Origin of the sequence: Lentzea pudingi, from assembly GCF_014646255.1 — a bacterium.
In the GTDB taxonomy this organism is placed as follows: Bacteria; Actinomycetota; Actinomycetes; order Mycobacteriales; family Pseudonocardiaceae; genus Lentzea; species Lentzea pudingi.
The window spans coordinates 22191-37018 of record NZ_BMNC01000016.1 but is presented as its reverse complement, the minus strand read 5'-3'; the positions used below and the strand labels follow the sequence as shown (position 1 = coordinate 37018).

Here is a 14828-nt window from a genome sequence, read left to right as displayed (position 1 = left end):
GTCCACCTTTTGTCGTCTGCCGTTGCTTCGTCATGTTGGACCTGACGCTACTGGCGGGGTCTGACAATTCTGCGAAGCCGGGGGTCGGCGCCACTGTAGCCGAACACGTGTTCGAGCACACGTGACACTCCGAACCGCCACTTCAGCGACGACTTTCGGGGATTTCGAAGGCGTCGCAGACCGCGACCCAGATCTCCTTGGCGCCGATCCCGGCCTCCAGGGCCTGGTCCGCGGTCCGGCCTCCCAACGACGACAGCACGTGGTCGCGGGCGATCATCACGGCCCTGACCTGGCCGAACTCCCCTGCCATGAGCTTGCGGAACATGGTGATGCGCACCGGGAGACCCTAACGAACGGGCCTGCGCAGCGACGCGAAGAGGCACACGACGAGCAACGGCAGCGCGGTGAACCCGACGATCAGCCCGAGCGCCGCGTACGACCACGCGGTCACGACGATCCCGGCCACCGCTCCCCCGATGGCGCCGCCGACGTTCATCACCAGATCGGACAGTCCCTGCGCGGCGGGCCGGTCGTCCACCGGCACGGACTCCGTCAGCAACGCCGATCCCGCCACGAGCCCGGCCGACCAGCCGAACCCGAGCAGCGCCAGGCCCACCGCGAGTTGCGGGGCGTCGTGCGAGGGCGCCATCCCCGCGACCCCGGAGGCCGCCACCACCAGCGACGCGCCGATCGCGAGCACCGGCACGCGACCCAGCTTGTCGGCCATCCACCCGAACAACGGGCTCGCGGCGTACATCGCGGCGACGTGCAGGCTGATCACGACGCCGACCACGCGCAACGACGACCCGGCGTGGTTCATGTGCACCGGCGTCATCGACATCAGGCCGACCATCGCGGTGTGGCACAACATCACACCAACGAGTGCAAGCCGGGCCATCGGCCCGAGCGTGCCCCACACCTTGAGACCACGGGGACTCTCGCCGCTGGAGCCCCCGGTGCAGCAGTCCGCGGATTCAACCGGTCGTGTGCTCTTCACGACGACCAGCGGGTCCGGCCGCAGCCCGAACTGGATCACCAGCACGGCGGCGCCGAGCACGACCGCGGCCAGTAGGAACGGCCCCACCCCGGCCGGCATGCCGAGGAACTCGGCCACGCGCCCGGCGGGATCGGCGAGGTTCGGGCCGATGATCGCGCCGATCATGGCCGCCCACACGACGCGGGAGAGCTCGCGCGCACGGCGGTGTGGGTGCGCCAGATCCGTCGCGGCGTAACGGGCCGCGTAGTTCGCGCTGGAAGCCCCTCCGAACAGCAGCAGGCCCAGCAGCAGCACCTGCCACGACCCGAGGCCCACGGCGACGGCGGCGATCAGCGCGCCGAGCCCGCCCATGCCGTAGCCGAGGACGAGCGCGGGACGGCGTCCGCTGCGTTGCGCGAGCCGGGCCCCTGGCAGGGCGAGCACCGCGGCACCGGCCACGGCCGCGGTCTGCGCGAGCCCGCCGACGGCCTCGGACCCGGACAGGGAAGCGGCGATCAGCGTGCTGAACGCGAGGCCGATCGTCACGGCCGCCGACCCCAGGACCTGGGTACCGGTCAGCACGCGGACGACCTTGCGCTGCACGCGTTCGACCTGCGGCGCGACGGTCACCATGATCACGATCGTGGCACGCGGGAGCGGCGTGCCGACAGGGCCATCAGGGGCGGTTACTCCCCCGGTTGCACGGACTTCTCGAAGAAATCGGCCATTTCGTCGGCCTTGAGCTCGTCCGCGTTCTCCTCGGCGGTCTTGGTGAGGATGCCGAACATGGGACGGCCCTTGGCGGTGAACACCAGCACGCCGGTGCCGCTCGACGTGGCCGCGCGGTAGTCGCCCTCGAGGCCGTTGCCGGTCCAGTCGGCCTCGACGCGCTCGGTCTGGAACGACTTCGCGATCGAGGTGACGTTGTTCTCCGCGCCCGTGACGCTGTCGGTGAGGATGTACTGCACCGCGTAGCCGTCGCGGATCGTGCAGCTCACGACCGTGCCCTTGATCTCCTCCATGCCGGTGATCTGCGCGGAGTCGGCCTTCTCGCAGCCGCCGCCGTCCGGCACGGTGCCCGCGAGCTGGCGCAGGCACTTCGTGAAGCCCTGGCCGTCCTGCGCGGTGTCGTCCTTGCAGTCGTCGGCGCTGGGCAGGCTCGGGCCGGAGAACGCGAAGATCGCGCCGATCACGCCCGCCACCACGAGGACCGCCGCGCCGGCACCGACGAGGACCTTCTTGTTGTCCTTCTTCGGCGCCTGCTGCTGCGGGAAGTTCATCGGGTAGCTGCCGCTGGTGTTCGGGTTCACCGGGTACGGCGAGGTGACCGGGTAGCTGCCGCTGGCCGAGTACGCGCCGCTCACGGCCGGGTTCGGGAACGACCCGCTGATCACCGGGTTCGGGCCGCTGATCACCGGGTTCGAGCCGCTGACGTTCGGGTTCACCGGGTGCGGGCCGGTCACGGCAGGGCTGACCGGCGCGGTGACGACCGTGGGCGGCTCGACGAACTTGGGCTTGTCGTCCTCGGCCTTGAGCGTGATCGCCGCCCGGTCCACGACCTGCGCGCCGGACGCGACGATCGTCTCCGGGTGGTCGGGGTTGGTCGGGACGATGCCGACCTTCTCCGCGATCATCTGCGCGACCAGCGGCATCCGGCAGGAGCCGCCGACGAGGTAGACGTGCTCGGGCGTGACGCCGGCCTTGCGGACCGCGGAGATGAGGACCTCGGTGGTGCGGATCAGGCTCGGCCGGATCAGCGCCTCCAGCTCGGCGCGCGTGATGAGGACCTTCTCGAACGGCTCCGGCATCAGCACCTCGACGTGGGGCAGCTCGGAGAGGTCCTCCTTGGCGAGGCGCAGCTCCTCGCGCAGGCCGAGACGGGCGCGGTGGTCGTCGACGGTGGTGGGGCGCAGCAGCCGCTGCCAGCCGGCCGGGTCCTTGTGCGAGACGCTGCGGCCGATGTGCTCCAGCAGCGCCTGGTCGATGTCGAGACCGCCGACGTCGCTCAGGCTGCCGTCGGCGAGGATCCGGTGCTGGGAGTCGAGCACGGACACGTCGAACGTGTCGGCGCCGAAGTCGTAGACGGCGAGTGGGCGGCCGCCGCCGAGCGAGGCCACCGCGATGGCCTCGGGCACCGGCACGAGCTCGCCGGTCATGCCCGCGAGCCTGGCCGAGGACAGCAGCTTGTTGCGCCTGCTCGGACCCCACTCGGCCGGGTGCGTCAGGCGGATCTCGTCGAGGTGCTCACCCTTGAGCAGCGCCGTGACGGCCTCCATCACGCGCGCGTAGATGGCCGCCAGCGCGTCGTTGGTCGGCAGGTTCTGCTCACCGAGCTTGATCGTCGCCTTGTCGATGTGGCGCTTGGGGTTTGCCTCGTAGCGCGACGGGTCCTGACGGGACCGCCGCTCCGCCTCTCGGCCGACGCGGAGGGTTCCGTCCTCGTCGAGGTAGACGGACGAGGGCATCGTGGGCCCTCCGTCCACATCCACCACACCGTGGTCGGACAGCACCGCAACCGTGTTGGCGGTGCCCAGGTCGACGGACAGGACGCGCACCGTGCTCCCCTCGCAGGACGTACCGGGTGATCGTGCCACAGCGGGCTTCGGCGGGTGCTCGGACCTGCGTAATCAGAAATTGTCAGACCCCGCCGTCATGATGGTTCGCATGGATGCGATGAAGGCTTTCTCACCGGCGACCAGGCAGTGGTTCGCCGGGGCCTTCGCCGCGCCCACCCAGGCGCAGACGGGTGCGTGGGCGGCCGCGGCGGCGGGCGAGCACGCGCTGGTCATCGCCCCGACGGGCTCGGGCAAGACGCTGGCCGCGTTCCTGTGGGCGCTGGACAGGCTGGCTTCCTCCCCGGTGCCCGCGGAGCCGAAACGGCGCTGCCGGGTGCTCTACGTCTCGCCGCTGAAAGCCCTGGCGGTGGACGTCGAGCGAAATCTGCGCGCTCCCCTGACCGGTATCCGGCAGGCGGCGCACCGGCTGGGCCTGACCGAGCCGTCGATCACCGTGGGCATGCGCACGGGCGACACGTCCCCGGAGGAGCGCAGGGCGTTCGGGCGCACTCCCCCCGACGTGCTGGTGACGACGCCGGAGTCGTTGTTCCTGCTGCTCACGTCGTCGGCGCGCGAGTCGTTGCGCGGCGTGGAGACGGTGATCCTCGACGAGGTGCACGCGGTGGCGGGCACCAAGCGCGGCGCACACCTCGCCTTGTCACTCGAAAGGCTGGACTCGCTGCTCGAGAAGCCGGCGCAGCGGATCGGCCTGTCGGCGACGGTGCGGCCGGTCGAGGAGATCGGCACGTTCCTGTCCGGCGGCCGGCCGGTGTCGGTGGTGCAGCCGAAGACGCCCAAGGTCATCGAGGTCGAGGTGGAGGTGCCGGTCGAGGACATGGCGCAGCTCGGCCAGCCGACGGGTGAGGTGTCGGGTTCGGCCGCCGGGGCCGAGCAGCGCACCTCGATCTGGCCGTCGGTCGAGGCGCGGGTGCTGGAGCTCGTGCGGGCGCACCGCTCGACGATCGTCTTCGCGAACTCGCGGCGGCTCGCGGAACGGCTCACGGCGCGGTTGAACGAGCTCGCGGAGGAGGCCTCCGAACTGGAGTCCTTCCCGGCCGCGGCCATCGGCCAGGCGGGCATGACCGTGCAGAAGACGGCGTCCGTGGCCCGCGCGCACCACGGCTCGATGTCGCGTGAACAGCGCACGGCGGTGGAAGAAGACCTGAAGTCGGGCCGGTTGCCGTGCGTGGTGGCGACGTCGTCGCTGGAGCTCGGCATCGACATGGGCGCGGTCGACCTGGTGGTGCAGGTGGAGGCGCCGCCGTCGGTCGCCTCCGGCCTGCAGCGCGTCGGCCGGGCCGGTCACCAGGTCGGCGCGGTGTCGCGCGGCGTGATGTTTCCGAAGTTCCGCGGCGACCTGGTGTCGTGCGCGGTGGTGGCGGAACGGATGCGGGACGGCGCGATCGAGGCCGTGCGGTTCCCGCGCAACCCGCTCGACGTGCTGGCGCAGCACATCGTCGCGATGGTCGCGATGGAGACGTGGACGGTCGACGAGCTGACGGCGCTGGTGCGGCGGGCGGCGCCGTTCGCCGGGCTGCCGGACTCGGCGTTGAACGCGGTGCTCGACATGCTGTCGGGCCGGTACCCGTCCGAGGAGTTCGGCGAGCTGCGGCCGCGGATCACGTGGGACCGGGTGAACTCAGAGCTGCGCGGCCGGCCTGGTTCGCAACGGCTGGCGGTCACGTCCGGCGGCACGATCCCCGACCGCGGGTTGTTCGCGGTCATGACCCCGCCCTCGGAGAAGGGGCCGGGTTCACGCGTCGGTGAGCTCGACGAGGAGATGGTCTACGAGTCGCGGGTCGGCGACACGTTCCTGCTGGGCACGTCGTCGTGGCGGGTCGAGGACATCACCCACGACCGGGTGATCGTGGTGCCCGCTCCGGGCCAGCCCGCGCGGATGCCGTTCTGGAAGGGCGACGCTCCCGGCCGCCCGCTCGAACTCGGCCGGGCGATGGGCAAGTTCCTGCGCGAAGTGTCCACGATGGAGGATTCGGCGGCGCGCGCACGGGCGAAGTCCGCCGGTCTGGACGAGTGGGCGACGGACAACCTGCTGGCGTACCTGGGCGAGCAGCGGGAGTCCACGCGGCACGTGCCGAACGACAGGACCGTCCTGGTGGAACGGTTCCGCGACGAGCTGGGCGACTGGCGGCTCGTCGTGCACTCCCCGTTCGGCGCGCAGGTGAACGCGCCGTGGGCGCTGGCGATCGCGGCGCGCCTGCGGGAGAAGCGCGGTGTCGAGGTGCAGGCGGCGCACTCCGACGACGGCATCGTGCTGCGGCTGCCCGACGCCCTCGACCACGAGGGTGCCGAGGTGACGGCGACCGCGGAGGACGTGCTGCTCGACCCCGACGAGGTCGAGCAGATCGTGGTCGCGGAGGTGGGCGGTTCGGCGTTGTTCGCGGCCCGGTTCCGCGAGTGCGCGTCCCGTTCGCTGCTGCTGCCCCGCCGCGATCCGAAACGGCGCACCCCGTTGTGGCAGCAGCGGCAGCGGTCGGCGCAGCTGCTGTCGGTCGCCTCGAAGTACGAGAGCTTCCCGGTGGTCCTGGAGGCGATGCGCGAATGTCTGCAGGACGTGTACGACGTGCCGGGCCTGAAGGAGCTGATGTCGGACGTCCGCGCGCGCAAGGTGCGCGTGGTCGAGGTCGAGACCCAGTCGCCGTCGCCGTTCGCCCGCAGCCTGCTCTTCGGGTACGTGGGCATGTTCCTCTACGAGCTGGACGCCCCGCTGGCGGAACGGCGGGCGGCGGCGTTGTCGCTCGACTCGACGCTGCTCGCGGAACTGCTCGGCTCGGAGGCGATCCGCGAGCTGCTCGACCCGGAGATCGTGGCCGAGGTCGAACGCAGCCTGCAGCGCCTCTCGGAGGACCGCCGGCCGCGCCACGCCGAGGACACCGCGGACCTGTTGCGGTTCCTGGGAGATCTCTCGGACGCGGAGGCGCTCGAACGCGGTGTGCCGCGCGAGTGGCTCGACGAGCTGGTGGCCGAGCGCCGGGTGATCCGCGTCCGGATCGCCGGCGAGGAACGCTCGATCTCGATCGAGGACGCGGGCAAGGTCCGCGACGCGCTCGGTGTGGCCCTCCCGGTCGGCGTGCCGGAGGCGTTCACCGAACCGGTGGCGGATCCGCTGGGCGACCTGCTGAGCCGCTACGCCCGCACCCACGGCCCGTTCCCCGCCTCCGAACCCGCTGCCCGCTTCGGTCTGGGCGTGGCCGTGGTGACGGGTGTGCTGGAACGGATGGCGGCCACGGGCCGGTTGGTGCGCGGTGAGCTCCGTCCCGGCGGCACGCACACCGAGTACTGCGACGCGGACGTGCTGCGCCGCCTGCGCCGGGCCTCGCTGGCCCGGCTGCGCTCCGAGGTCGAGCCGGTCGAACCCGCCGCGCTCGGCCGGTTCCTGCCGCAGTGGCACGGCCTGGGCCGGCGGTTGCGGTCGGCACCGACCCTCGACGACGTGTTCTCGGTGGTGGAACAGCTGGCGGGAGCACCGCTTCCGGCGAGTGCGCTGGAATCGCTGCTGCTCCCATCCCGGTTGCCCGGCTACTACCCGGCGCTGCTGGACGAGCTGACGGCGTCCGGCGAGGTGACGTGGACGGGGTGCGGTGCGCTGGCCGGTGGCGACGGCTGGATCGCGCTCGCCCCGGCCGACGTGGCCGATCTGCTGCTGCCCGACCTGGTGCCGGAGTCGATCCCCGAGTCGCCGCTGCACACCGCGGTCCTGGAGGCGTTGTCCGGCGGGGCGTTGTTCTTCCGCCAGGTGGTCGACCGGGCCTCGGCGTCCGTGACGTGCACGGACGCCGAGGTCGTCGGCACGCTGTGGGACCTGGTGTGGGCGGGGCTGGTCACGAACGACACGTTGTCGCCGTTGCGCGCCCTGGTGTCCGGTGGCGGGGCGGCGCACAAACCTCGCCGCGCTGCTCCGCGGGGCCGCTATGCCCGCCTGCGTTCTCGTCCCGACATGCCGTCGCGCACGGGCCCGCCGACCGCCGCCGGTCGCTGGTCCCTCGCGGTGACGCCGGCGGAGAACCCGACCCGCCGGGCACACGCGCGTGCCGAGGCGTTCCTGGAACGGCACGGCGTGCTGACCAGGGGTGCTCTCGACACCGAGCGCGTGACGGGCGGGTTCAGCGGCGTCTACAAGGTGTTGCGGGCCATGGAGGAGTCGAACCAGGTCATCCGCGGTTACGTCGTCGAGGGGCTGGGCGCGGCCCAGTTCGCGGCGCGGGGCGCGGTGGACCGGCTGCGGGCGTTGTCGCGCCCGCCCGGTCAGTCCTCGCAGGCCGACGAGACCGCGGTGGTGCTCGCCGCGGCCGACCCGGCTCAGCCCTACGGAGCCGCGCTGGCGTGGCCGGATCCCTTGGGCGAGGGCAAGCACAGGCCGGGCCGCAAAGCCGGTGCGCTGGCGGTGCTGGTCGACGGCACCCCGGCGCTCTACGTGGAGAGAGGAGGCAAGTCGCTGCTGTCGTTCACCGACGACGAGCCGGCCCTGCGCACCGCCGCGAACGCCCTGAGCCGGGCGGTCCGCGACGGCTGGCTGGGCCAGCTGGCGGTCCAGCGAGCCGATGGCGAGGTCGCGCTCACCTCACACCTGGCGACGGTCCTGCAGGAAGCCGGTTTCCGCGCCACCCCGAAGGGCCTGCGCCTGCGGGCGTGACCACTTCGCCTAGTCGCTGGGGGAGAACAAAGAGCTGTAGGCGTTGAGGGCCGGCTGCCCGCCGAGATGGGCGTAGAGGACGGTGGAGTCGCGGCCGATCTCGCCTGACGACACGAGGTGGATGAGCCCTGCCAGGGACTTCCCCTCGTAGACTGGGTCGGTGATCATCGCTTCCAAGCTGGCGCCGAGGCGCATGGCCTCCACTGTGGACTCGTCGGCGATGCCGTAGGTGCCGGCGTGGAAGCGGTCGTCGAGGACGATGTCCTCTTCGGACACCGTGACCTCGCGGAGCTTGGCGGTGTTGTGCGCGATGCGGGTGATCTGCTCGAGGGTCTCGGCGGGTTTGGCGGACGCGTCGATGCCCAGCACACGGCGGCCGGTGTCGTTCGCGAACCCGGCGACCATGCCCGCCTGGGTGCTGCCGGTGACGGAGCAGACGACGATCGTGTCGAAGAAGACGCCGAGTTGCGCTTCCTGCTGGCGGACCTCGTCGGCCCAGTTCGCGAACCCCATGCCGCCCAGCGGGTGGTCGGAGGCGCCGGCGGGGATCGGGTAGGGCTTGCCGCCGTTCGCGCGGACCTCTTCGATCGCCTGTTCCCAGGCGGGTTTGACGCCGATGCCGAACTCGGCGTCCACCAGCCGCACGTCGGCTCCCATCATGCGGCTGAGCAGGATGTTGCCCACGCGGTCGCTGCCGACGTCGGACCACTCGACCCAGCTCTCCTGCACCAGCACGGCCTTCACACCGGCCCGAGCCGCGGCGGCCGCGACCTGGCGGGTGTGGTTGGACTGGATGCCGCCGATCGACACGAGGGTGTCGCAGCCCGTGGCGATCGCGTCGGCGACGAGGTACTCGAGCTTGCGGGTCTTGTTGCCGCCGTAGGCGAGGCCGGAGTTGCAGTCCTCGCGCTTCGCCCACACGGCGGCGCCACCGAGGTGGGCCGTGAGCCGGTCCAGCCGGTGGACTGGAGAGGGGCCGAAGAGAAGCGGGAATCTGTTCACAGTTCCTCCGTCAGGGTGTTCCAGTTCTCGTCGACCAGGACCGCCGCCTGCGCCGCGTCACCCTTCTCGCACGCCTCGATGATCTGCTGGTGCTGCGTCACGGAGTGGCGCGCGTTCGGCGACGAGAAACGGCTGTGCTCGATCCGGCGCACCAGCGGCGTGAAGCGGTCGATGGTCGCGGTGATCGCGAAGTTGTCGCAGCAGCGAACGGCCACCGCGTGAAACTCGTCGTCGGCGGCCAGCGCGGCGACAGCGTCGTCGGCGTCGAGCGCCTTCTTGAAAGCCTTGTTCGCGATGCGCATCGCGGCGATGTGCTCGGCCGTCATCTTCGGCACGGCCATACCGACAGCGAGCGAGTGCATCGACTGCACGACGACGAGCGCGTCGCGCACGGGCTCGGCTTCCAGCGCGGTGACACGGGTGTAAGCGTGCGGCTTGGTCTCCACCAGGCCCTCGTCGGTCAGCGTGGCGAGCGCCTCCCGCACCGGCGTGCGGGACAGCCCCAGCCGCTCCGCCAGTTCGACGTCCTTGATGGGCGTGCCCGGCTCCAGATCACCGCGCACGATCGCCGATCGGATCTCGGCCGCCGCCCGTTCCTTCAGTGACCCATATCCAATATATTGCATATCAGTGAGCGTAGGTTCGCGGCCGAGTGATCGCAACCCCGCATCCTGACCTGGCACTACGGCACTCCCCCACCTCAAGTCGCGTCCCCTCGCAGTGCCATTGCAATGAGACGTTTGCGGACGTCCGCAAACGTTTTTTGCATGGGAAGGCCATACGCGACGGCTGTCGAGCGTGAGAGACGGCAAGGCTGGCGGTGCCGCGGATCGCGGGGTCGCAGGGGTGCGCGTCCAACTGCGACGCGCCAGCAGGTGGGCCGCAGGCTCGGGCTACGTGATCAAACTGGAGAGAGCGGGAGTTGCCCGAGGAGACGCGGGACGGTAGCCCGCGCGGGCTCTAGGTGACCGGCAGCGTCCGGCCGAGGACCGCGAACGGGCGCGGGTCGCCGGTGAACTGGTAGTGCCGCAGCACGTCCTCGAAACCGACACGGCGGTAGAGCTTCCACGCCTTGCTCGGGCCTTCGGGTGTGGACAGCAGCACGCGGGAGGACGGCACGCCCTCCATGAGCCTGCGCAGCAGGTCCTCGCCGAGGCCGCGGCCCTGGGCGCGCGGGAGCACGTGCAGTTCGGTGAGCTCGAAGTAGTCGGTGAGCCAGCCGTCGACGACGGCGGGCGGCGAGACCTGCATCAGTCCGCGCCGCACCTGCTCGTGCCACCACTGGCCGGCCGCGCCCCGGTAGCCGTAGCCGATGCCGACGAGTTCGTCCTGCTCCCCCAGCGCGACGACGCAGCGCCAGTCCTCGCGCATCATGTGCGCGAGCCACATCGGGGCGCGCTGCTCGACGGTGGCGGGCGGGTAGTTCATCGCCGTCACGTACAGCGCGAGGGCTTCGCCCAGCCGCACGTTCAGCTCGGAGGCGGTGAACTCGACGATGCGCTCCAGGCGCGGCGAGGCCGTCATGCCGACACCACCGCGATGCGGCCGCCCGTCAGTGCCACCAGGTCCGCGAAGGTCGTGGGGTAGACGGCGTGCGGATGGCCCGCGGCCGCCCAGATCTCCTCGTAGCCGGACAGCGACTCGTCGACCACGGTCTCGATCGGCGCAGGGTGCCCGACCGGTGACACCCCGCCGATCACCTGGCCCGTGTGCTCGCGGACGAACTCGGGATCGGCGCGCTTGACCGCGTCCGCGCCCACGAGTGCGGCGACCAGTGACGTGTCCGCGCGGTGTGCGCCCGACGTCAGCACCAGCAGCGGGGCCGCCTCGCCGTCGCGCACAGCGGCGAACACCAGGCTGTTCGCGATCGCGCCCACCTGCACACCCACCGCCTGTGCCGCGGCCGCCGCGGTCCGCACCGCGTCCGGCAGCACGACGATGCGGTCGGCGGTGGCGGGAGGCAGGGCGTCCGCGACCTTGCGGATTCCGGGGTGTTCTAGCGCACTCACGTCTCCATCAGACCACGACGCGCGCCCACGTGGTGGGGCGGGTTGAGGAATCCATCCGCTGGCAGCTACGCTTACGGGGACTCGAACATGTGTTCGAGTCGCACCATGCCTCGGAGGTGGGGTGGGGGAAGCACCCCACCTCCGAGAGCCGCCGGCTTCCCCTCGGCGGTGACGTCGTTCACCGACGCCACGAGGAGGCCGAGATGACAGCTGAGATTTCGAATCCGGCAGCCTTCCCCATCCCCTTGCCGCCCGCGTCCGCGCTCGTCCTGCTGCGGCAGGCCCGTGACTCGCTCGCCGAGTCGGAGCGCACGCCCGACCCCCCGGAGCGGTTCGCGACCGCTTACCTCGCCGCACTGCGCGCCGCCGCCGCGGTGCTCGCCTTGCGTGGACGGCCTCATCGCGGGCGGTCGCGGCCGACCAGCGCGTGGGTGCTGCTCGCCGCGATGGCGCCGGAGATGAGTGAGTGGGCCGCTTTTTTCGCGTCGTGGTCGTCCACACGGGCCGCTGTGCTCGCGGGGATCACCAGGCACGTCAACGCGCGCACGGCTGACGATCTCGTGCGACAGACCCATCTGTTCGTGGCACTCGTCGATGGCGTGATGAGTGAGGCGAAGCGGTGAACTCGCTCGACATCTTGCGCCGTGAGGCGGATCTGCTCGCCATGTCCGCGATCGGCCAGCCGCCGCACAAGGGTGTGCCCGCCTGCCCCGGGCTGAACCTCGGGGAGACCGTGCGGCACATCGGCGGCGGCTATCGCAGCGTGCTGGCGTGGATCAGGCTCGGCCGCGAGCCCGAGGCCGGGGAATGGCAGGAGTACCCGGCCCCGCAGGAGGACCCGCTCGACTTCATGCGGTCGGGCGCGGAGGCCGTGATCGCGGAGCTCGAAGCGCACGACGAGGACGAGCCGTGTGCGACTTGGTGGCCGGATCAGCAGAACTACGGCTTCTGGCGGCGCCGGCTCGCGCACGAGACGACGCTGCACCGCATGGACGTCCAGGGCGCCGCGGGAATGGAGGTGGGTGCCGTCGCCGACGAGGTCGCGGTGGACGGCGTCGACGAGGTGCTCACGTTGTGGCTGGGGCACAAACTGGACGTGCTCGGGGTGCGGGGGTCGCGCGACAGCCTCGTCACCATCCAGGTCGAGGACCACCTGTGGCTCACGCGCTGCGGCCCGCGCGGCTCGTCGGCGTGGCGCGTGGTCGACCCGGAGGACGCCCACGTCGCCGACGCGCAGGTGTCGGCGGGCCCGATGACGATGTACCGCTGGCTGTGGGGGCGCCTGCCCGACCGCCTGGTCACGACGGTCGGCGACGACGACGCGATCGCGCAGCTGTGGGCGCTACTCCGACTCGCGACCAAGTAGGACGCTCGTGGTCTCCTCGCCCGCTGCCGAGATCAACCGGTAGCGGGCGCGGCGGCCGTCGAAGTCCAGCAGCGCCACGGAGTTCCCGAAGTGCGGGCCGCTGGTCTTGCGCCAGTGCACCAGGTCCTCCGGCACGCCCACCAGCGTCGCGAGCTTGCGGAACACCCATGAGGCCGGGCGGGACCACGACAGCCGGAACCCGGGCCGCAGGAACTTCGGCGCCTCGTTGTGGATCGGCGAGCACACGAGCTGCGCGACAACGGCCTTGGTGGGCCTGGGGAACTCGGCCTCGGCGACGTAGCTGTGGTGGACGTCACCGGACAGCACGCACACCGTCGCGGCGCCGTTGTTCGCGGCCTTCTCGATCATGCGCGAGAGCCGGTCGAACGACTCGCGGAACGCCGGCCAGTGCTCCAGGTCGACCGCCTGCCTGATCCCCTCGGCGGCCTTGCCCTGCCAGCCCGGCTTGCGCGCGCCGATCTCGTTCATGGACTGGAAGTGGCTGAGGGCGTGCGGCATCAGCCACGGCAGCGACGAGCCGATCAGCAGGTGGTCGATGTCGGCGCCGTCGGTGTTCCGCTCGATCCACGCGAACTCCTCGTCGCTGACCATCTGCCGCTTGCCCTCGTCGAGGATGCGGCCGGAGCGGGTGTCGACCATGAGCAGCCGCGCGCGGCCGAACTCGCGGCGAAAGCTCCACCACGTCGACTTGCGGCCCTCCACCTCCTTGTCCGCCTCCTCGGCGAACTCCAGGAGCATCGGCAGCACGTCCGTGTCCTGGGCTCTCACCTTGGCGTACAAGGCGTTCGTGGCGAGCTCGGCGGGACTGAGGTTGCCGAGGTGCTGGTAGACCCAGTACGAGGAGATGGCGCCGCGGATCCTGTCGCGCCACCACGGCTTGTCCGCCATCTCCTTGCGCCACACCGCGGACGTGTTCCAGTCGTCGCGCACGTCGTGGTCGTCGAAGATCATCGCCGTCGGCACGACCGACAGCAGCCAGCGGATCTCCGGGTCGCCCCAGGTCTCGTGGTAGAGACGGGCGTACTCACCGAAGTGCACGACCTCGCCGTCGGGTTCCTTCGTGCCGTTGCGGCGCGTGCGCAGCCACTTCTTCGTAGCCTCGGTGGGTTCGTCGGCGTAGACCTGGTCTCCCAGCAGGACCAGCGCCTGCGGCCACCCCTCCTCCGGCAGCGCCATGAGCCGCTGCGCGAACGCGTCGAGGGCGTCGGGACCGACCGGCTGGTGCGGGGCCGCCCGGCACGACCCGAAGGCGATCTGGCGGACCTCGCCGGTGCGGATGACCGGTTTCGGGAACTCGCTGCCGGGTTCCGGCCAGACCAGCTCGTCGTCGAGCCTGACGTCGTACTCGGTGCGAGAGCCCAGGTTCTCCAGCCGGACGAGCGCGAAGTGCTGTCCGCCCGCCTGGAACGTGCGGGCGGTGTGCCCGACGATCTTGACCTCGCACGAGGTGTCGGTCTCCACCCACACCGTCGCGGAAGTCTCGCCGACATACCTCAGGAGGGGTCCGAGCACCAGCTTCGCCACGCGCGAGACAGTACCCTCGCACGAGTGGAAATCACGTTCGAGGCGGCGGATCCCCCCGCGCTGGCCGCGTTCTGGTCCGAGTTCGCCGGTGACGAGATCGAGCTGACGTTCGTGTGGAGCAACGCTCCGAAGATCGAGAAGAACCGGGTGCACATCGACCTGGCCTCGGCCTCGCCCGAACACCAGGCGGACATCGTGGCGCGGGCCCTGAAGCTCGGCGCCGAACACGCCGACGTCGGTCAGGCCGACGTGCCGTGGGTGGTGTTGCGCGATCCGCAGGGCAACGAGTTCTGCGTCCTCGAACCCCGGCCCGAGTACCCCGGTGTGATCGCGGCCGTCGTCATCGACTCACGTGATCCGCGGGCGTCCGCCGAGGCGACCGGGCACCCGGTGGTGCGCAGTGGCGACGGCTTCGCGTCGGTCCGGCCCGAGCCGGGTCCGTGGCTCGAGTTCGTGCGGACCGACGACCCGGAGCCGATCACGAACCGGGTGCGCGTCCGGTGGGCCGATCCGGCGTGATGAACGAAGGCGCTCCCGCGACAGCCGGACCGTGAAGCGGCCGAACCGAGCCGGGGTGGGCGTGAGCTACCGCCTCGTAAACCACTGATATCCAATATATCGCTGTCCGCTTTGTCCGACCTTATGCAAAAGACGTTTGCGGACGTCCGCAAACGTCTTTTGCAATGGGGCGAGTAAAAGCAGGTCAGAGCACTGTTCCGCGAGA

The 14828-nt window shown here is 71.0% G+C and carries 12 protein-coding genes; 4 read left to right on the top strand and 8 right to left on the bottom strand.

The window, feature by feature from the left end; all coding sequences use genetic code 11:
* Positions 1-142: 142 nt before the first annotated feature.
* From IEY88_RS35865 to IEY88_RS35855, 3 genes are read right to left on the bottom strand one after another with little or no spacing between them, the layout of a single operon-like run.
* Positions 143-337, bottom strand: coding sequence for a DUF3046 domain-containing protein (locus IEY88_RS35865; protein ID WP_189159365.1), 195 nt, complete (start codon positions 335-337; stop codon positions 143-145).
* A gap of 9 nt (positions 338-346) precedes the next feature.
* Positions 347-1609 (bottom strand): MFS transporter, encoded by a 1263-nt coding sequence (locus tag IEY88_RS35860; RefSeq protein WP_189159364.1) that lies wholly within the window; start codon positions 1607-1609, stop codon positions 347-349.
* A 53-nt stretch (positions 1610-1662) separates the two neighbouring features.
* Positions 1663-3531 carry an Hsp70 family protein gene (locus tag IEY88_RS35855; protein ID WP_189159363.1) on the bottom strand — a complete coding sequence of 623 codons (1869 nt, stop codon included), beginning with the start codon at positions 3529-3531 and terminating at the stop codon, positions 1663-1665.
* Positions 3532-3640: 109 nt separating this feature from the next.
* Here IEY88_RS35855 and IEY88_RS35850 point away from each other — a divergent pair, with 109 nt between their 5' ends.
* Positions 3641-8182 carry an ATP-dependent helicase gene (locus IEY88_RS35850; RefSeq protein WP_189159362.1) on the top strand — a complete coding sequence of 1514 codons (4542 nt, stop codon included), beginning with the start codon at positions 3641-3643 and terminating at the stop codon, positions 8180-8182.
* Between the two features lie 9 nt (positions 8183-8191).
* Here IEY88_RS35850 and IEY88_RS35845 read toward each other — a convergent pair whose 3' ends face one another.
* The 4 genes from IEY88_RS35845 to IEY88_RS35830 all read right to left on the bottom strand — a co-directional run bounded on the left by IEY88_RS35845 (position 8192) and on the right by IEY88_RS35830 (position 11193).
* Complete coding sequence (locus IEY88_RS35845; protein ID WP_189159361.1) at positions 8192-9184, bottom strand: 1-aminocyclopropane-1-carboxylate deaminase; 993 nt, start codon at positions 9182-9184, stop codon at positions 8192-8194.
* Entirely contained in the window at positions 9181-9810 is a 630-nt protein-coding gene (locus tag IEY88_RS35840; protein WP_189159360.1) for a GntR family transcriptional regulator, read from the bottom strand. The genes IEY88_RS35845 and IEY88_RS35840 overlap by 4 nt, the downstream gene beginning before the upstream one ends.
* Positions 9811-10144: 334 nt before the next feature.
* Positions 10145-10708, bottom strand: coding sequence for a GNAT family N-acetyltransferase (locus tag IEY88_RS35835; RefSeq protein WP_189159359.1), 564 nt, complete (start codon positions 10706-10708; stop codon positions 10145-10147).
* Positions 10705-11193 (bottom strand): YbaK/EbsC family protein, encoded by a 489-nt coding sequence (locus IEY88_RS35830; RefSeq protein WP_189159358.1) that lies wholly within the window; start codon positions 11191-11193, stop codon positions 10705-10707. The genes IEY88_RS35835 and IEY88_RS35830 overlap by 4 nt, the downstream gene beginning before the upstream one ends.
* 203 nt (positions 11194-11396) lie before the next feature.
* On the opposite strand from IEY88_RS35830, the gene IEY88_RS35825 reads away from it, so the two are divergent.
* Both IEY88_RS35825 and IEY88_RS35820 read left to right on the top strand, forming a co-directional pair.
* On the top strand, positions 11397-11816 hold the full coding sequence (locus IEY88_RS35825) for an SAV_6107 family HEPN domain-containing protein (RefSeq protein WP_189159357.1): 420 nt from the start codon (positions 11397-11399) through the stop codon (positions 11814-11816).
* Positions 11813-12559, top strand: coding sequence for a maleylpyruvate isomerase N-terminal domain-containing protein (locus tag IEY88_RS35820; protein WP_229694075.1), 747 nt, complete (start codon positions 11813-11815; stop codon positions 12557-12559). Before IEY88_RS35825 ends, IEY88_RS35820 begins: the two co-directional genes overlap by 4 nt.
* On the opposite strand, the gene IEY88_RS35815 is transcribed toward IEY88_RS35820, so the two are convergent.
* Positions 12536-14104: an alkaline phosphatase D family protein gene (locus IEY88_RS35815; RefSeq protein ID WP_189159356.1), complete on the bottom strand. Its 1569-nt coding sequence runs from the start codon at positions 14102-14104 to the stop codon at positions 12536-12538. The genes IEY88_RS35820 and IEY88_RS35815 overlap by 24 nt on opposite strands.
* Before the next feature lie 24 nt (positions 14105-14128).
* Between IEY88_RS35815 and IEY88_RS35810 the strand changes: the two genes are divergently transcribed.
* Positions 14129-14623 carry a VOC family protein gene (locus IEY88_RS35810; protein WP_189159355.1) on the top strand — a complete coding sequence of 165 codons (495 nt, stop codon included), beginning with the start codon at positions 14129-14131 and terminating at the stop codon, positions 14621-14623.
* Positions 14624-14828 lie beyond the last annotated feature (205 nt).